The organism is Stappia sp. TSB10GB4 (genome assembly GCF_900185745.1).
Classification (GTDB): Bacteria; Pseudomonadota; Alphaproteobacteria; order Rhizobiales; family Stappiaceae; genus Stappia.
Map to the genome: position 1 here is coordinate 54,256 of NZ_FYAV01000020.1, position 18,121 is coordinate 72,376.

At 66.8% G+C, this 18,121-nt stretch carries 14 protein-coding genes; 8 read left to right on the forward strand and 6 right to left on the reverse strand.

Translation table 11 applies throughout. The features are described from left to right. Positions 1–193 precede the first annotated feature (193 nt). The 3 genes from TSB10GB4_RS01025 to TSB10GB4_RS01035 all read left to right on the forward strand — a co-directional run bounded on the left by TSB10GB4_RS01025 (position 194) and on the right by TSB10GB4_RS01035 (position 4,598). Positions 194–2,386: an inverse autotransporter beta domain-containing protein gene (locus TSB10GB4_RS01025; protein ID WP_186394205.1), complete on the forward strand. Its 2,193-nt coding sequence runs from the start codon at positions 194–196 to the stop codon at positions 2,384–2,386. Between the two features lie 217 nt (positions 2,387–2,603). Next, entirely contained in the window at positions 2,604–3,995 is a 1,392-nt protein-coding gene (locus TSB10GB4_RS01030) for a dipeptidase (RefSeq protein ID WP_186394206.1), read from the forward strand. A gap of 21 nt (positions 3,996–4,016) precedes the next feature. Beyond that, entirely contained in the window at positions 4,017–4,598 is a 582-nt protein-coding gene (locus TSB10GB4_RS01035; protein ID WP_186390045.1) for a TIGR00730 family Rossman fold protein, read from the forward strand. A gap of 124 nt (positions 4,599–4,722) precedes the next feature. Here the strand turns inward: TSB10GB4_RS01035 and TSB10GB4_RS01040 are convergent, their stop codons facing one another. After that, positions 4,723–5,424: a LuxR C-terminal-related transcriptional regulator gene (locus tag TSB10GB4_RS01040; protein WP_186390046.1), complete on the reverse strand. Its 702-nt coding sequence runs from the start codon at positions 5,422–5,424 to the stop codon at positions 4,723–4,725. A 622-nt stretch (positions 5,425–6,046) separates the two neighbouring features. Here TSB10GB4_RS01040 and TSB10GB4_RS01045 point away from each other — a divergent pair. Together TSB10GB4_RS01045 and TSB10GB4_RS01050 are read left to right on the forward strand one after the other, a co-directional pair. After that, entirely contained in the window at positions 6,047–6,634 is a 588-nt protein-coding gene (locus TSB10GB4_RS01045) for a DUF1131 family protein (RefSeq protein WP_186394207.1), read from the forward strand. Between the two features lie 95 nt (positions 6,635–6,729). Then, on the forward strand, positions 6,730–8,169 hold the full coding sequence (locus TSB10GB4_RS01050; RefSeq protein WP_186394208.1) for a TIGR03808 family TAT-translocated repetitive protein: 1,440 nt from the start codon (positions 6,730–6,732) through the stop codon (positions 8,167–8,169). Between the two features lie 57 nt (positions 8,170–8,226). Here TSB10GB4_RS01050 and TSB10GB4_RS01055 read toward each other — a convergent pair whose 3' ends face one another. From TSB10GB4_RS01055 to TSB10GB4_RS01075, 5 genes are all read right to left on the reverse strand, one after another. Next, the gene (locus TSB10GB4_RS01055) at positions 8,227–9,252 is read right to left on the reverse strand and encodes an asparaginase (protein ID WP_186394209.1); all 1,026 of its coding nucleotides are present in this window, start codon (positions 9,250–9,252) and stop codon (positions 8,227–8,229) included. 1 nt (position 9,253) lies between these two features. Further along, positions 9,254–10,480 carry an aminotransferase gene (locus TSB10GB4_RS01060; protein WP_186394226.1) on the reverse strand — a complete coding sequence of 409 codons (1,227 nt, stop codon included), beginning with the start codon at positions 10,478–10,480 and terminating at the stop codon, positions 9,254–9,256. Positions 10,481–10,633: 153 nt separating this feature from the next. Further along, positions 10,634–12,019: a homospermidine synthase gene (locus TSB10GB4_RS01065; RefSeq protein WP_186390123.1), complete on the reverse strand. Its 1,386-nt coding sequence runs from the start codon at positions 12,017–12,019 to the stop codon at positions 10,634–10,636. A 290-nt stretch (positions 12,020–12,309) separates the two neighbouring features. Further along, a complete protein-coding gene (locus tag TSB10GB4_RS01070; RefSeq protein WP_186390050.1) occupies positions 12,310–13,443 on the reverse strand; it encodes a type III PLP-dependent enzyme in 1,134 nt (377 codons plus the stop codon). A 666-nt stretch (positions 13,444–14,109) separates the two neighbouring features. Next, positions 14,110–15,030: an EF-hand domain-containing protein gene (locus tag TSB10GB4_RS01075; protein WP_186394210.1), complete on the reverse strand. Its 921-nt coding sequence runs from the start codon at positions 15,028–15,030 to the stop codon at positions 14,110–14,112. A gap of 199 nt (positions 15,031–15,229) precedes the next feature. On the opposite strand from TSB10GB4_RS01075, the gene TSB10GB4_RS01080 reads away from it, so the two are divergent. The 3 genes from TSB10GB4_RS01080 (at position 15,230) to TSB10GB4_RS01090 (ending at position 18,090) form a co-directional block, all read left to right on the forward strand. Beyond that, positions 15,230–15,958, forward strand: a complete 729-nt coding sequence (locus TSB10GB4_RS01080; protein ID WP_186390052.1) for a response regulator — start codon at positions 15,230–15,232, stop codon at positions 15,956–15,958. After that, complete coding sequence (locus TSB10GB4_RS01085) at positions 15,955–17,424, forward strand: ATP-binding protein (protein ID WP_186394211.1); 1,470 nt, start codon at positions 15,955–15,957, stop codon at positions 17,422–17,424. The genes TSB10GB4_RS01080 and TSB10GB4_RS01085 overlap by 4 nt, the downstream gene beginning before the upstream one ends. A 315-nt stretch (positions 17,425–17,739) precedes the next feature. Beyond that, the gene (locus TSB10GB4_RS01090) at positions 17,740–18,090 is read left to right on the forward strand and encodes a PilZ domain-containing protein (protein WP_256376510.1); all 351 of its coding nucleotides are present in this window, start codon (positions 17,740–17,742) and stop codon (positions 18,088–18,090) included. Positions 18,091–18,121: the final 31 nt, after the last annotated feature.

Below are 18,121 nucleotides of genomic sequence, written 5' to 3' on the forward strand. Positions count from 1 at the left end.
GGGTTATGCCTCCCCTTGCCGAGCGGACCTGAGGTGTCCGCTCCCGATCCTCCGGCCCGCCCGAGCAAGCGATACGCAGCAAGGTCTGGCCCATCCCGGACATTTCAAAAAGAAGACCGCGCGGACCTGCGCGCCGCGGCCGGGCGTGTCTGCCCGGGCGCAGTCGCGCCCGTTTGCCCGGAAAAGGTGAGGCATGACGTCAAGCAGATCGAAGCTCATGCGCGCGACCGCGCTGTGCACCGCCCTGTGCGGTTCCCTCCTCAGCGCCATGCCGGCCGGCGCCCAGCAGGCAGCAACGCCGCTGCCCGAGGCTCCGTTGTGGGGACCGCATCTGGAGATCGGCGGCAAGGCAGGCACGAAGGGCAGTTCCAGCACCGGCGAGACGACCCTGTTCGTACCGCTGTTCCAGACCTTCGACCGGCTGATCTATACCGATATTCGCGGCACGTTCGGCGCGGCAGGATCGCAGGAAGTCAATGCCGGTCTCGGCATCCGCCAGATCATCGACAACCGTTGGATCGTCGGCACCTATGGCTTCCTCGATTACCGCCGATCGCACTACAACAACCACTTCCTGCAGATGACGCTCGGCGCCGAGCTGATGACCGAGCGCTTCAACCTGCGGGCCAATGCCTATCTGCCGGTCGGCAAGACCAGGCATCAGCTCGCCTCCCACGACACAGCTCGCGTCGGCCCGGCCTCGATCACGGTGCGCGGCGGCGAGGAGCGCGCCCTGCGCGGTCTCGACCTGGAAGCAGGCGCGCTGACCGGCCTCAGCCTGCTGGGCAACGGGCGCGACGAGTTCTGGGTACATGGCGGCGGCTATGCCTTCTGGGAGGACAAGGCCGAGACGGTGTGGGGACCGCGCGTGCGGGCCGAATACCGGATGAACGACGTGCTGGTCGAAGGCAGCCGCGTCAGCCTGCTTGCCGAATATCAGTATGACAGCCCGCGCGGCTCGCAGGGCTTCTTCGGTGCTCGGCTGCGTCTGCCGCTGCAGCGGGTGATCGGCCGGGAGGAGAGCGGCACTCGCCTCACAGCACTCCAGCGCCGGATGACCGAAACGGTGGTCCGCGATGTCGACGTGGTCACTCAGGCAGGTGCCTTCGGGGCCGAGGTGACGGGCGTCGACGCCCGCACCGGAGCTGCGCTCGACAACCTCGTGGTGATCGATCCCGCGACAGGCGACATCGGACAGGCCATCGGAGCGGCGGCCCCCGGCCAGCAGGTGTTCGTCAACGGCACTGGCGCGGTGATCGAGATCGACGACACCATCTCGCTTGCCGCCAACCAGAGGGTTGCCGGCGCCTTCGATGTGCGCAACCCCTTGACCGGTCGCATCCTTCGCGTCGGCGACACCCGCCTGCATGGCAGCGACGCCACGCGCGACCTATTCCAGATGGCCGACGACACGGCACTTTCGGGCTTTTCCCTGTCCGGCGGGCGCCATGCCATCACCTCCAACGGTGCCAGCAGGGTCTCGCTCACCGACCTCAGCATCTCGAACGTTGCCGGCGCGGGCATCAACTTCGAGAACGGCTCGGATCTCACCATCGCCCGCCTCGCCTTGTCGGAGATCGCCTTCGACACCGCCCATGGCTTCAGCAACTTCTCGCCGACCGCGACCGTAAGGGGTGTCGGCATCCGCCTCAATCGTGCCAACGGCGTCGCGGTGGAGGACGTTACCGCCGACCGGGTCGGCATGGGCATCTTCGCGAATGTGTCGCAGGACCTTGCCTTCAAGAACGTCAGCATCTCCAACACCGCCAAGGAAGGTCTTGTCTTCCATTACGTGCACCGCGCCGATCTCGACAAGGTCGACATTGCCCAGACCACGGCGGACGGCGCAGCCTTCGTCGCCTCCGGCGAGATCGCCTACCGAAACTCGGTGCTGACGGGCCTTGGCGCCCTTCCCAGTCTTGGGGTTCGCAGCGGCGTCAATATCAGTTCCTTCAGCGGCGACTGGTCGATCATCGTCGGATCCGAATCCAACCATGGCTACCGCTTCGACAACCTGACCATCGATGGCGCCACCAATAGCGGCATGATGATCATGGGCATCCGCGACTCCAGCTTCACCAATATCGACATCGCCAATGTCGACATGATCGGCATTCAGCTCATGCAGATGCTCAACCCGTCCGACGCCCTGACGTTCGAGACTGTCGCCATCGATCAGGCGGGTCGAGCCGGCTTCTGGCTGATGGGTGACTTCGCGGCTCTCAATGGCACCGTCACCGTGACCGGAACGGTGGAGGCCTGCGGCCGATCGCCGTTCATGCCGACGAGCCTGGCTCAATCGGGCGGTGCCGCCCTGGTGATCAACGGCGCGGAAATCACCAATGCAGACGTCATGAGCGCCTGCGCGCCGGTCAACAACTACTGACCCCTGCCGAGCGCCGTCGCACCCTTGCGGGGGCGTTCGCGAGCGCTCACCTGATCGAGTGCGACGACGGCACGGCGCAAGCTGCCCGGAGTGCGGGACAGCGACGCGCCGTGCCTTGCCTTGGCTCCTGATCTGTGTCCATGCTGGGCCTCCTCCTTGGCGTGCCGGCGGCAGTCATGCCGGCCCAACGCCCACCCTTTCACAGCGGAGCCCAACCATGTCCGATCTCGACCGGGTCCTGTCTCGAATCGACGCCGATTTCGACGCCTCCCTCACCCGCCTCTTCGATCTCGTTCGGATCAAGAGCATCTCCACCGACCCCGCCTTCAAGGCTGACTGCCGGCAGGCGGCGGAGTGGCTGGCGAACGAACTGACGGCGATCGGCATTCCGGCAAGCGTGCGCGACACCGCCGGCCATCCCATGGTCGTCGGCCATCGCAAGGAGGACGGGAAGAGCGGCCCGCATGTGCTGTTCTACGGCCATTACGACGTCCAGCCGGTCGATCCGCTCGACCTGTGGGAGCGCGATCCGTTCGATCCGGCCGTGGTGACCCGGCCCGACGGCTCGAAGATGATCGTGGCCCGCGGCGCCGCCGACGACAAGGGCCAGCTCATGACCTTCGTCGAGGCCGCGCGTGCCTGGATCGCCGAGACCGGCAGCCTGCCGGTGTCGGTCTCCGTGTTGCTGGAGGGCGAGGAGGAGTCCGGTTCGCCGTCGCTCCATCCATTCCTGACCGCCAACAAGGACGAACTCGCCTGCGATCTGGCGCTGGTCTGCGACACCGGCATGTGGGACCGCGAGACGCCCGGCATCACCACCATGCTGCGCGGCCTTGTCGGCGAAGAGATCACCGTCACCGCCGCCGACAAGGATCTGCATTCGGGCATGTATGGCGGGGCCGCGCGCAACCCGCTGCATGTGCTCGCCGATATTCTCTCCGGCCTGCATGACGAGACCGGCAAGGTCACCCTGCCCGGCTTCTATGACGGCGTCATAGAGATGCCGGAGGACGTGCGCGCCCTTTGGGACAAGCTCGGCTTCGACCACGAGGCCTTCCTCGGCGGCGTCGACCTGAAATACCCCGCCGGCGAGAAGGACCGCACCGCGCTGGAGCAGATCTGGACGCGCCCGACCTGCGAGGTAAACGGCGTGTGGGGCGGCTACAACGGTGCCGGCTTCAAGACCGTGATCGCCTCGCAGGCCCATGCCAAGATCTCCTTCCGCCTGGTCGGCGACCAGGATCCGGACAAGGTGCGTGCCGCCTTCCGTGCCTATGTGGAGGCAAAACTGCCAGCCGACTGCACCGTCACCTTCCAAAAGCATGGCGGCAGCCCGGCCCTGCGCCTGCCGTTCGACAGTCCGGCGCTCGCCAAGGGCCGCAAGGCGCTGTCCGACGAGTGGGGCCGCGAGGCTGCGCTGATCGGCTGCGGCGGTTCCATTCCCATCGTCGGCGACTTCAAGACCATGCTGGGCATGGACTCGCTGCTGATCGGCTTCGGTCTCGACGACGATTGCGTCCACTCGCCCAACGAGAAATACGAGATGACCAGCTATCACAAGGGCATCCGCTCCTGGGCCCGCGTGCTCGACGAACTGGCGAAGGGCTGACGGATATCAATGGCGACGGACATGAAATCCATCTGCGTCTTTTGCGGCTCCAGCATGGGATCGAAACCCGCCTATCGCGAGGCGGCCATCGCAACCGGCGCAGCCATTGCCCGCTCCGGCCGGCGTCTTGTCTATGGCGGGGCGAAGGTCGGGCTGATGGGTGCAGTCGCCGACGGCGCGCTGGCGGCCGGCGGCGAGGTCATCGGCGTGCTGCCGCTCTCCCTGCAGGAAAAGGAACTGGCCCATCCAGGCCTCAGCGAGTTGCATATCGTCGCCTCGATGCACGAGCGCAAGGCAATGATGGCCGACTTCTCCGACGGGTTCGTCGCGCTTCCGGGCGGCGCCGGCACGCTGGAGGAACTGTTCGAGATCTGGACCTGGGGCCAGCTCGGCTACCATCGCAAGCCCTGCGGCTTCCTCAATGTCGATGGCTTCTACGACGGACTGCTGACCTTCCTCGACCTGCAGCGCGACGAGGAATTCGTCAAGCCGGTGATGCGCGACATGGTGCTGGTGGCAAGCGATCCGGCCGAGCTGATCGCCAGGTTCGAGCGCTACGAGCCGCCGGCAACGCCCAAGTGGATCAAGCGCGACGAGACCTGACGCACCGGCACCGATCCGCGCGGACACAAATCAAACGGCCACCTGGAGGATCCTCCAGGTGGCCGTTTTCGTTCCGCTTACCGGCTGCGCCTTTCGGCTCAGCCTGTCGGAGCCGCCTCCGGCATCAGAGCCGGATCTGGCCGTAGCGCAGGGCCTCGACCACCGTATGGGTCTTGTTGGAGGCGTTGAGCTTGGCGCTGGCGTTCTGCAGATGCGCATGCACGGTGCGCTGCGAAATGTCGAGCAGGCCGGCAATGTCGCTCGCCGTCTTGCCGAGCGCAGTGAGTTCCAGCACGCGCCGCTCACGCGCGGACAGATCGCCGGGACGCTGCGTCGACAGCACACCGAGGTCGATCAGACGCCGGAAGGCGGTGTTGCAGAGCAGTTCCAGGTTGGACAGTTCCACCGACCCCGCCTCGAGGTGGACGCCGCCGCCCATCACCATGGCCTGGAAGGGATGCGTTTCCGTCACCGGCACCACCACAACGCGGGTGTCCCGCCCCAGCGAGGCGAACAGTTCGGAATGCTCCATATCGCCCTGGGTCACGTCCCAGAGGAACGCGCGGGTCCGCATCAGGCCGAGCATCAGCGCTCCATCTTCAGTATCGAGGTCGCTGCGCTCGATGCCGCCGGCCCGCTCGTCGGCCCACCGGAAGCGATGCACCAGCCCGTCGATCGGCCTGTTCGGCATCGGCAGTCCGGTCACCAGAATATGTGTTGCCCCCAGTCTGCGAAGCTGGGCCTCGACAATGTCGAGAACATGCTTGCCCGTCTGGGCTTCGGCAATCGCCGCCGCCTTGGACTGCGTCTCCATCGGGTCAGCCATCTCTTCCCTGCCTTTCGTCTTCACAAGTGCCTTACCAGTTCGGGCTTGGCATCTTCGACCATGCATACAGCCGCAAATTGCGCCAGTTTGAAGGCTCGAGGCCGTCCGACGGCTGTTCGCGCCAGATTGCCTCGGTCAAACTGGCAAGAACTTCACCGCCTTACGGTCGTACTCCCTCGTCGAAAATCCCTGCCCCGAGAGACGAGAAAGTGACCGAAACATGGATATGCGTGCAGCACCGAGTGCCCTCCCTCCCCCGGGAAAGCGACCGGTCCCGATTTTCCGATTCCATGCCGAGCGGCGAACCTTGTCCGAGTTGATCAGACCACGGAATACCGGAGCTCTGCAACCCTCTGTTACCAATAGTTTTTACTGCAACGACAGAAAAGCGCGAAGAACGCCTCGCGTTTCAGTCGCAACGCCACCTTTTCAAGAGGCGCGACAACCGAAACAGCCGCGAGCGCGGGCAACCGCTTTTCAAGGGCTTGTCAATTGCGCGAAGGACAAACCCGCCAAGGGCTGCGACAGAAGGAACAGGCTCGAGGCTGCGCGAGGGGGTTCCGTGTCGGGCTCATGAATGCTATCTGCCGGGCCGGGCACAGTCGAGGAGATCCTGTTCAAGATGAAACTGCCATATCCCGCCCTCTGCCTTCTCCTGCCACTGCTTGCCGCATGCTCGCCGAGCGCAGATCTCGACACGGTCAGTTCGGTGCGCACGCAGCCCGGCCCGCAGGTGCGGATCACCGAGGCCGGTGCCGGCGGCATCAATGCCGGCACCCCCTACTCCGCAAAGGCCATTGCCGCCGCGCTGCCCGGCTTCACCACCGAGGGCTTCCAGGCCGCGACCGAGGACAACACCGAATGGGCCATCGGCGCCTATAACGCGCAAGGGTTCCAGGTCCTGCATTTCTACAAGGGCAGCGACGGGAAGCTGCGCGAGATGCATGGCGTGACCCATCACCTGCAAGGCCCCAATGGCGAGCGTATCGGCATGAGCTTCGCCGAGATCGGCACCGCACGCAGCGATTGCCGGGTCGGTCGCAACCTGTGGCGCGGCATGGCGATCTGCAAGGCGCGCGGCGCCAGCAACATCACGCTCGTCTATGCCATCCCGCAATATCCCGGCCCGTTCGATCAACTGGCACCTGGCGACCAGTTGCGCGAGGCCGTGCTGCAGCGGATCATCTGGACCCCCCTCGGCAGAACCTGACCGGTCGCATCTCCGCGCCATGACCTGCGTCCCATTTCGGGATGCAGAGGTCGGCATGCCGCTTGCGTGGCTGCCGGCGGGGAGAGTGGATGGGCATGAAACGAGACAGGCAAGCACGAGTGCGGCAGGTGCCTTTCGCGGCGCAAGCGGAACCGACGCGCCGCGGTTTGCTGCGCGGCGGACTTGCTCTTGCCGGTCTCGTTTCACCTCTTCTTTTGCCGCAGGCCGCAAGGCCCGTGGCGGCTGCGGTGCGGGTCGCGGACCTGCGCGGCACCATCGAGGCGAGCGAGTTCGGCGTGCGCCCCGGCGCAGCCGACGACCAGAGCGCCCTGCTGCAGCAGGCCATCGATGCGGCGGCCGATCGCGGCCGGGCCCTGTTCCTGCCCGGCGGCCGCTATACCGTTGCCAATCTCCGCCTGCCCCCCGGCACCCGTCTTGTCGGCCTGCCCGGCCAGACCCGGCTCGACTACCAGGGCGGCGGCCATCTGGTGTTCGCGCAAGGGCCGGGCACCATCGGCATGGAGGGCATCCATTTCGACGGCGACAACCGGCTGCTCGGCGAATACACGCCGGCTCTGCTGCATTTCGCCGATGTCGACGACCTGTTGATCGAGGGCTGCGCTATTACCGGCAGTTCGCAGGCCGGCCTGGCGCTCGATCGCTGCGGCGGGCGCATCACCGGCAACGCGATCTCCGGCGCGCGCACGGCGGGCCTGCGCTCGATCGAGGCGCGCGGCCTGTCGATCACCGACAATCACGTCCATGACTGCGCCAATGGCGGCATCCTCGTGCATCGCTGGAGCGAAGGCGAGGACGGCAGCATCGTCTCCGGCAACCGGATCGAGCGGATCTCCTCGCGCGATGGCGGCACGGGCCAGAACGGCAACGGCATCAACATCTTCCGCGCCCATGGCGTCATCGTGCGGGGCAACCGCGTTGCCGATTGCGCCTTTTCGGCTATCCGTTCCAATGCCGGCTCCAACGTGCTGATCGAGGGCAATTCCTGCCTCCGCTCGGGCGAGACGGCGATCTATTCCGAGTTCGCGTTCCAGGGGGCGGTGATCGCCAGCAACCTTGTCGATGGCGGCGCCATCGGCATTTCCATCGCCAACTTTCTCGATGGCGGCCGGCTTGCCACCTGCTCCGGCAACATCGTCCGCAACATCGCCGATACCGGCCCCTATCCGGCCGAGGTGCAGGGTTTCGGCATCGGCATCGCGGTGGAAGCCGACACCGCCGTCACCGGCAATGTGGTGGAAAAGGTGGCCCGCTTCGGTCTGAACCTGGGCTGGGGGCCTTACCTGCGCGACGTCAGCGTCGCCTCCAACGTCATCCGCGACTGTCCCGTTGGCGCGGCGGTCACGGTGGTGGAGGGCGCCGGCTCGGCGCTGATTTCCGGCAATATCTTCTCCGGCACGCCGGGTGGTGCCATTATCGGACATCGCTGGAAGGAGGCCGTCACCGGCGATCTCACAAGGCCGAACGCCGCAGACGGCTTCGGCCACCTCGCCATTCAGGGCAACATGGTGCGGTAAGGCGGCCTTACGGCCTTGGGCAAGACGCCGGCCGCCAGATCTCTCAGGTCAGATCTCTCAGGTCAAATCTCTCAGCGGAGCAAAGGCCTCCTCAACGGCGCGAATGTCGCCGACATGGCGGCCGTTCCAGTTCTCCAGCCGCGGGGCGCGCCAGCGGGCAAGCGCCTGTGCCTCGTCCTCGTCGAGATCGAGCAGCGCGTCGATGACGGCCGCCATCATCGTCTCGGCCGCGCGCGTTGCCCCGTCGTCGCATTTCAGCGCCACGCCGAAGCCAAGTTCCGGGATCGCGGCCGTGAACACCCCTTCGGCGCCGGTCTTGACGAAGACGCGCCCGCCGAGCGCCGCCATCACCTCGGTGCAGAAGCGCCCGGTCCCCGCCACCATGAACGGGTTCCCGACACAGGCATTGTAGATCCGCTTTGCCGCCTCGGCCCGCAAGGGCTCCAGCCCGTCGCCGGTGCCGAGACAGGCGAAGCCGCGCGCCAGCGGCGCCAGCGGCATGGCATAGGTGGGGATCGAGCAGCCGTCGGTGCCACGCGCCATGTCCGCCAGATCGACGCCGCAGATCTCGCCGATGGCCGCCCGGACCTCCCGTTGCACGGGATGGTCCGGCTCGACATAGCCGCGCGTCGGCACGCCGAGCGTGCGGGCCAGCCCGAGGAATCCGGCATGCTTGCCGGAGCAGTTGTTGTGCAGCGGACAGGGATTGGCGTCGGCGCGGTGCAGGACGGCGACGTCCTCCATGCGCTGCGGCCAGTGGCTTCCGCATTCCAGCGCGTCCTCGTCGAGGCCGGCCTTCATCAGCATCACCCGGGCAGCGCTGACATGCACCGCCTCGCCGCTGTGCGAGGCGCAGGCGAGCGCCAGTTCCGCGTCGTCGAGGTCGAGCGCATCCGCCGCCCCCGACTCCACCAGCGGCAGCGCCTGCAGCGCCTTCACCGAAGAGCGCGGGAAGACCGGGCGCGCGTGGTCGCCAAGCGCAGCAACGACACGGCCCGCCGCGTCGACCACCACCAGCGCGCCGCGATGCCGGCTTTCCACCGTCTCGCCGCGCAGCACCTCAACCAGCACGGGATTTCCCATTTCAGGCCCTTTCGGCTGCCGCCTGCACGGACCCGGGCGCGGCCAGCACGGCGGAGACGCCGCCGCCGCGCGCCGACAGGAAGGCGCCCAGCCGTTGCAGCGCCCCGTCCAGCACCTCGTCCTTCTTGCAGAAGCAGAAGCGCACGAAATTGGTTGGCGCATCGGCGACATAGAAGGCCGAGACCGGCACGGCGGCAACGCCCGCCTCCTCGACCAGTTGCCGGCAGATGTCGACGTCCGTGCCCTGAAGCCCGAGAGTGGAGACATCGCAGGTCAGGAAATAAGTGCCCTCGCAAGGCAGCACGCCGAAGCCGAGCGCGGCGAGCCCGCTGGCGAAGCGATCGCGCTTGGCCTGCATCTCCTCGCGCAGGGAGACGAAATAGCTGTCTTCCTTGCCGAACCCATAGGCCACCGCCTTCTGCAGGTTGGGTGGGGTCGTGAAGGTGACGAACTGATGCGCCTTGGCGATCGGGTCGAGCAGGTTCGGCGCGGCCGTGACATAGCCGACCTTCCAGCCGGTCAGCGAGAAGGTCTTGCCGGCCGAGCCGATGCGCACCGCGCGCTCGCGCATGCCCGGAAACGCCATGAGCGGCAGGTGCTGGCGACCGTCGAACAGCAGGTGCTCATAGACCTCGTCGCAGATCGCATAGACGCCATGCTCGTTGCACAGCCGCGCGATCGCCGCCAGTTCCTCCTCCCCGAACACCTTGCCGGCCGGGTTCATCGGATTGTTGATGAGGATCGCCTTGGTGTTCTCGGTGAAGGCGTCGGCGAGCTTGCCGAGGTCGAGCTTCCATTGCGGCGGGGTGACGCGCAGACGCACCGGAATGCCGCCCGCCCGCTTCACCAGCGGCAGGTAGCAGTCATAGAGCGGCTCGATCAGGATGACCTCGTCGCCCGGCTCCAACAGCGCCAGCAGCACGTCGGCCAGCGCCTCGGTCGCGCCCGAGGTCACCATCACCTCGCTCTGCCAGTCGACATCGAGGCCGTAGAACCGCTTGGTCGAGGCGGCGACCGCCTGGCGCAGTTCCGGCAGGCCCAGCATCGGCGGATACTGGTTGGGGCCGGCCATCAGCGCATCGGCAGCGGCCTGTCGCACATCCTGCGGTCCGTCCACATCCGGAAAGCCCTGGCCGAGATTGATCGCCCCATGGGCGATGGCGAGCCGCGACATGGTCTCGAAGATCGTCGTCGGCAGTCCGGTAAAGACGGGATTTGTCGGCTTCATGCTGTGCTTGCGTTCCCACATGGCGACGGTATCCGGGGGTTGTAGCCATTCGCGGCGGCTGCGTCGAGTGAGGATGCGCGAACGGCCCGCGCCGCCCTTCCTTCTGGAAAGATCGGCACGGGCCGCCGGAGTGTCCGTCCTGCTGCGAAAAGGTCAGCGCACCAGGATGTTGCGGAACTGCCAGGGATCGCTCTCGTCGAGATCCTCCGGGAACAGGCCCGGACGATCCGTCAGCGGCGTCCAGTCGGTGTAGTAGCCCTTGACCGGACCGAGATAGGGCCGCTGGACCTCCAGGCAGCGCCTGTAGTCCATCTCATCGGCCTCGACGATGCCCGAGGTCGGGTTCTCCAGCGCCCAGACCATGCCGGCAAGCACGGCCGAGGTCACCTGCAGGCCCGTCGCGTTCTGGTAGGGAGCGATCTCGCGGGTCTCCTCGATGGAGAGCTGCGAGCCGTACCAGTAGGCGTTCTTCTCGTGGCCGTAGAGCAGCACGCCGAGTTCGTCGATGCCGTCGACGATCTCGTCCTCGCCGAGCACATGCAGCGTCTCCTGCATCTTGCCGGCGGCGCCGAACAGTTCGTGCAGCGACAGCACCGCGTCATTGGCCGGGTGGTAGGCATAGTGGCAGGTCGGGCGGTAGACGACCTTGCCGTCCTCCTTCAGCGTGAAGAAGTCGGCGATGGAGATCGACTCGTTGTGGGTGACCAGGAAGCCGTACTGGGCGCCCGGCGTCGGGCACCAGGTGCGCACGCGGGTGTTGGCGCCCGGCTGCTCCAGGTAGATCGCCGCCTTGCAGCCCTTCTTGTGCTTGCGGGCGTTCTTCGGCATCCAGGTCTCGTGCGTGCCCCAGCCCAGTTCGGACGGCTGGAAGCCCTCGGAGAGGAAGCCCTCGACCGACCAGGTGTTCCAGAACGCGCCCATGGGCTTCGGCTTCCTGGCCCGCTGGGTGTCGCGCTCGGCGATGTGCACGCCCTTGACGCCGACCTTCTTCATGAGCTTCGCCCAGCCCTTGCGGGTGGTCGGCTCCTCGAACTTGGTGCCGGTATCGCGGGCAATGTCGATCAGGGCCTGCTTGACGAACCAGGAGACCATGCCGGGGTTGGCGCCGCAGCAGGACACGGCGGTGGTGCCGCCGGGGCTCTTCTTCTTCTCGCGGCGCACGGTCTCGCGCAGGGCATAGTTGGTGCGCGAGGCGTTGTCGGCATTCTCGTCGAAATAGAAGCCGAGCCACGGCTCGACCACCGTATCGATGTAGAGGACGCCGAGTTCGCGGCACAGCTTCATCAACTCCAGCGAGGAGGTGTCGACCGACAGGTTGACGCAGAAGCCCTGGCCCTCGCCTTCCGTCAGGAGCGGCGTGAGAACCTCGCGGTAGTTGTCCTTGGTGATCGCCTGCTTGAGGAACTTGTAGCCGCGCTCGTCGACCAGCTTGCGGTCGGCATCGACCGGGTCGATCACCGTGAAGCGGGACGTATCGAAGCGGAAATGCCGCTCGATCAGCGGCAGCGTGCCCTTGCCGATGGAGCCGAAGCCGATCATCACGATCGGGCCGGAAATCGTTCCGTGAACGGGCCAGGACTTCTCTGCCGCGGTGGCGGTGGCGGTGGCGGTCGCGGCCGCCTCGAGCGCCGGGGCGGGCTTCGTCGTCTTCTTCTTCGCCGCCGGCTTCTTCGCTTCGGTCATGGCGGATGTCCTTCTACTTGCACTTGTCTGCCTGGCGGCACCGGGCAGGCGCCGTCCGGGCTGGACCATAACGCCGGCCGGCCGCTTTCGCGACCGGCCGGCCCGGATTTGTCGGGGGATGTATTGAGCCCGATTCGGGGTGACCGTCAGATGACGTAAGAGCGCAGTGGCTCGAAGCCGTTGAAGGCCACCGCCGAATAGGTGGTGGTATAGGCACCGCAGGACTCGATCAGCACCTTGTCGCCGATCGAAAGGCTGACGGGCAGCTCGTACGGGGTCTTCTCGTAGAGCACGTCGACGCTGTCGCAGGTCGGGCCGGCGAGCACGCAAGGGGTCTTGCGGTCCGCATCCTTGTCCGTGCGGATCGGATAGCGGATCGCCTCGTCCATGGTCTCGGCCAGGCCGTTGAACTTGCCGATGTCGAGGTAGACCCAACGGATCTCGTCCTCGGCTTCGGACTTCTTCGAGATCAGGACGACCTCGGCCTCGATCATGCCGGCATCGCCGACCATGCCGCGGCCCGGCTCGATGATGGTCTGCGGGATGCGGTTGCCGAAATGCGTCGCGAGACCGCGCAGGATCGCCTCGCCGTAGCGCGGCACGCCCGGCACGTCCTTCAGGTAGCGCGCGGGGAAACCGCCACCCAGGTTGACCATCGACAGCATGATGCCGCGCTCGGCCATCTCGCGGAAGATCGCGGCGGCAGAGCCCAGAGCCGTGTCCCAGGCCTCGACATTGGCCTGCTGCGAACCGACATGGAACGACACGCCGTGGGCGATCAGGCCGAGACGGTGGGCGTGCTCCAGCACCTGCGGCGCCATGGAGGGCGCGCAGCCGAACTTGCGAGACAGCGGCCAGTCGGCGCCGGCACCATCGCACAGGATGCGGCAGAACACCTGCGCGCCGGGCGCGGCGCGGGCGATCTTCTCGACCTCGGCCTCGCAGTCGACGGCGAACAGGCGCACGCCCAGCTCGAAGGCGCGCGCGACGTCGCGCTCCTTCTTGATGGTGTTGCCGAAGGAAATGCGTTCGGGTCCCGCGCCGGCAGCCAGGGCCATCTCGATCTCCGGCACCGAGGCGCAGTCGAAGGAGGAGCCGAGGCTGGCGAGCAGCGCCAGGATCTCGGGAGCCGGGTTGGCCTTCACCGCGTAGAAGACGCGGGTGTCCGGCAGCGCCCGCTCGAAGGCGACATAGTTGTCCTTGACGATGTCAAGGTCGACGACAACGCAAGGCCCGTCGCCTCGTCGCTGCCGCAGGAAGTTCTTGATGCGCTCGGTCATGGCATTCACCCGCAAGTCCGAATTCCGGTACAGGTGCATATGCGATCGCGTCTCCCGCCCGCGTTGGAGACGGGGAGAAAACGGACGCCATATGCAACGGTCGGGTTCGACGCCTGCATACGCGCAAGCGTGTCGCCGTTCCGCGATTGCTGCCTTGGATTGGATCGGGTGTCCCGAACCGCACGGCCGGCAATGATGTAACAAGTGCCTCTTCAGTGACCCCGGGACTTGGAAACCCGGCAGAGACCAAAAAAGCCCTCTTACGTCGTTGCTTTAAGCCATCCGTTTTGTCGCTCTATTCCGGACAGGTCCGGGCCCTTTTGAGCGACTGCCACCTTTCGGTTGGACGACCACGGGCACGTGCGAATTTGGGCAAGCGGAGATATGAATCAGGAGCCTGTCTTAATCAAGGGGAAAATCCTCCGGCCGGGCGCATTTTTTGCGCTTTCCCGATGCATTCCCGCTTTTCGCTGTGACTTTTGCCGATAGGCGAAACGGGCCGGGCCGCACGAGACGGGCGCGGCGCCGGCGCCGCAGGGGAATCAGGCTCTCCCGGCCGGCACAGACGCCTCCTTGCGGACGTCTCCTTGCAGACGCGAACGGCGGGACACGAGGTCCCGCCGCTTGCACGGTTCAGTGACGAGGTCGCGCGGGGAAGGCGCGTCCTCAGTTGTTGCCGCCACGCGGGCCTTCACCACGCGGGCCTTCACCTCGCGGACCGGCACCACGCGGGCCTTCGCCCTGCCAGCGCTTGCCGTCGCGATCCCGCATGCCGCCGCGCGGGCGGTCTTCACGCGACAGGGCACCGTCGCCGTTGCGGTCCATGCGGGCCACGAGGCCTGCGAAGGGACGCGCTGCTTCCTCTCGGGTGATGGCAAGGTCCCCATCGCGGTCGAGGCGCTGGAAGGCCCGAACCATGCGCCCGTCGATGCGCTCGGCCCACAGCGTTGCGAACTCCTCGAGCGTCAGCGCCTTGTCGCCATCGGCATCAGCCTTGGCGAAGGCCTCGGCGCGGGAGGCACGGATCTCGTCGGCGGTCACGTTGCCGTCGCCGTCCATGTCGAAGCGCTCCATCATCCGGCCGTGACCGCGCGGGCCCGGGCCGCGCTTGCCGCTGTCGTCGCCGCGTCGCTCCATGCGCGCCGCCATCCGATCCATCGGACGGTTGTATTCCGCCTCGGTGATCTTGCCGTCGCCGTCACGGTCGAGGCGCTGGAAAGCGCGCACCCGCTGCTCGCTGAACTCGTTCTGGTAGGCGACCTTGAACTCGTCCAGCGTCACCTTGCCGTCGCCATTGGTGTCGGCGGCTGCGAAGGTCGCCTCCACCTTGGCGTCGATCTCGGCCTGGGTCACCTTGCCGTCGCCATCGGTGTCGAAGCGCTCCATGAACATGCGCGCCATGTCGCCGCGGCGGCCGTGATGCCAGCCCTTCTTGCCACCACGATGGGACTGGTGCCAGCCCGGCTTGCCGCCATCGCGGCCCCAGCCGTACTTGCCGCCGTCGCGGTCGGCAAAGGCGGGCATGGCGGTGGTCCCGACCAGCGCCGCGGCGAGGGCGGCGAGCGTGATCTTCCTGAAAGTCGTCATCGCGTCATCTCCTTGTCGGTCACTGCGATGACACCGGTCTAGCGGCCGCTTGTCGCTGAAATGTGCCCGCAAGACCGCCTTTGTGTCGCAAGCTGTCACGTGCCGCGCACCCGTTACATCTGGATACAATTGCGGTTTCCCTGCTCGTTCGGGCGGAGATATCTAGAGTGGGAGGCAGACAGTCGAAGCGGAAGCAAGCATGAGCGAAAGCGGGCCCCACATTCTCGTCGTCGACGACCACCGCGACATTCGCGAGTCGCTGGCGCGCTACCTGCGCAAGAACGGGTTGCGCGCCTCGGTCTCGGAAAACGCCGCGCAGGCGCGCAAGTTTCTGAAGGCGGCGGCGGTGGACCTTGTCGTGCTCGACATCATGATGCCCGGCGAGGACGGCCTGTCGCTGTGCCGGTCGCTGGTGGAAAGCGGCACCATGCCGGTGATCCTGCTCACCGCCATGGCCGAGGACACCGACCGCATCGTCGGACTGGAGATCGGCGCCGACGATTACGTCACCAAGCCGTTCAACCCGCGCGAACTGCTCGCCCGCATCCGGGCGGTGCTGCGCCGCTCCTCGCAGGTGCCGAAGCCGCGCGATCCGGTCGAGGCCGAGACCCTGGCCTTCGCCGGCTGGCGGCTCGACGTGCCGCGGCGCCTGCTGACCGGCGAGGACGGCGTCGCCACGCCGCTGTCGAGCGGCGAGTTCCAGCTTCTCATCGCCTTCCTGAAACGCCCGCGCATGGTGCTGTCGCGCGACCAGTTGCTCGACATCACCTCGGGCCGCAGCCCCGCCGCCTTCGACCGCTCCATCGACAATCAGGTCAGCCGGCTGCGCCGCAAGATCGAGCCCGATCCGAAGAATCCGGAGCTGATCAAGACCGTGTGGGGCGGCGGCTACACCTTCACCGCCGAGGTGGAGGACATCGGAGCATGACGCCCCGCTTTCGCCCCTGGCCGCGTTCCCTCGCCGGCCAGCTCGTCGCCCTGCTGCTGATCGCGGTGGTCCTTGCCCAGGCGCTCACGCTGTGGCTGTTTGCCGGCGAGCGGCGGGTGGCGCTGGTGGAGCTCGCCCGCAACACCATCGTCTCGCGCACCGTCTCCCTGGTACGCCTGGTCGAGGCCGCGCCCGAAAGCCAGCATCCGGACATGCTGCGGGCCATCTCCAGCCGCTTCCTCTGGTATTGGATCGACGAGACCCCTGCCCTGGCCGAGGCCGGCCGCGGCAAGACCGACCAGCGCATCGCCACCGTCCTTGGCGAAGAACTCGGCACCGACAAGACGATCCGGGTCGACGTATCCCGCCGCGAGGTGTCGCATGCGCCCCCCGCGCGCCGGCGCATCGATGTCGGCGACGGCGAGGGAGAGGACGACGAGGGGGAACTCTACGGAGATGACGGCGCGCGCGGCCATCCTGGCCCGCATCGCCACGGCCAGTGGCGCTCGGCCCCCGTCTCGCTGACCCTGTCCGTCCAGCTCTCGGACGGGCGCTGGCTCAACGGCGCCAGTCGTTTCCGCGTGCCGCGCAACACCATGCTGCCGGTGTTCGTCACGGTGGCGCTGATGGCGGCGGCCATCGTCCTGGTCATCGGGCTCACCGTGCGCCGCCTCACCCGCCCGTTGCGGGAGCTGGCGGCCGCGGCCGAACGGCTGGGGCGCGGCGAGGATGTGGAACTCTTGCGCGAGGGGGGACCGCTGGAGGTGCGCGGCACCATTCACGCCTTCAACGTCATGCAGGATCGCCTGACCCGCTTCGTGCGCGACCGCACGCGCATGCTGGGGGCCATCAGCCACGACCTGCGCACGCCGATCACCTCGCTGCGGATCCGCGCCGAGTTCATCGACGACGACGAGAACCGCGAGAAGATGATCGAGACCCTCGACGAGATGCAGCGCATGGTCGAGGCGGCGCTTGCCTTCGCCCGCGACGAGGCTTCGCGCGAAGTCGGCGCGCCGACCGATCTCGGCGACTTCATCGATGCCATCGCCGAGGACTATCGCGATATCGGCCGGCCGGTCGCCTTCGATCCTCCGCAGCGGCGCTGCGTGGTCTCCTGTCGGCCGCTCAGCCTGAAGCGGGCGCTACGCAACCTGATTGACAACGCCGTGCGCTATGGAGGAGACGCTGAGATGGCACTCGCGGTCGAGGGGGGGCAGGCGATCATCACCGTGCGCGATCACGGCCCCGGCATCCCCGAGGAGCGGCTCAAGGACGTCTTCGAACCCTTCGTGCGGCTGGAGGAATCGCGCTCGGAGGAAACCGGCGGCATCGGCCTCGGCCTCTCCATCGCCCGTTCCATCGTGCATGCCCATGGCGGCACGCTGACGCTCGGCAATCACCCGGCGGGAGGTCTGGAGGCGCGGATCGCGCTGCCGATGGACGACTGGCCCGGCCGCCGCTGAACGCCCGCCACCGCTGCTCGTCCCAGGCGAAGGAACGCGCTCGCGGCAGTTTGCCACGTCGCCCCCGCCCAGCATCGATTCCGCAGGGGAAAATATCGGATTCCGTTGCGGTAATTTAAAACTTTAGCTCAATTTTAATCTATATACGCCCCCAATATCAGCATTAAGTGAGCTTTCGCGCCGCTTAATCTCCAACGCACGGGTCAACCGGGAGGGAGCGCATCCCAGGCGGGAGAACATTCTCTCCTTTTCACAGTGCCAGGACATGGGAGGGCGGGGGCCCTGTCACCACGAAACCGCTACATGCCATCGACGATGGCGCAAAAGGAACGCCGACAGTCACCCAGGGTGGCGGGCGAGGTTCGGGTCGTCATCATGACCATGCGCGGGCCAATGGCTGCGAGCATGACCGATCTCAGCCTGACGGGATGCCGGATCCGTTGTGCCGACCTGCCGAACTTCGCGCTCAGCGTGCGCATCTCAATCTGCGGGCACGGGCTGGACCTGCGCGCCGAACAGCGCTGGCGGCGGGGCAACGAGACCGGCTGGCGCTTCATCTACAGCGACCGCGAGCAGGAGCGCCTGAAGGACGCGCTGCACCGGATCGAGAGCGGCCGCAAGACGGGGCAGACCATCGTCCAGCCCTTCCGCCCCTCCGGACGCTAACCCCTCGCCGGACCCAAAGCGCCTTGAAACG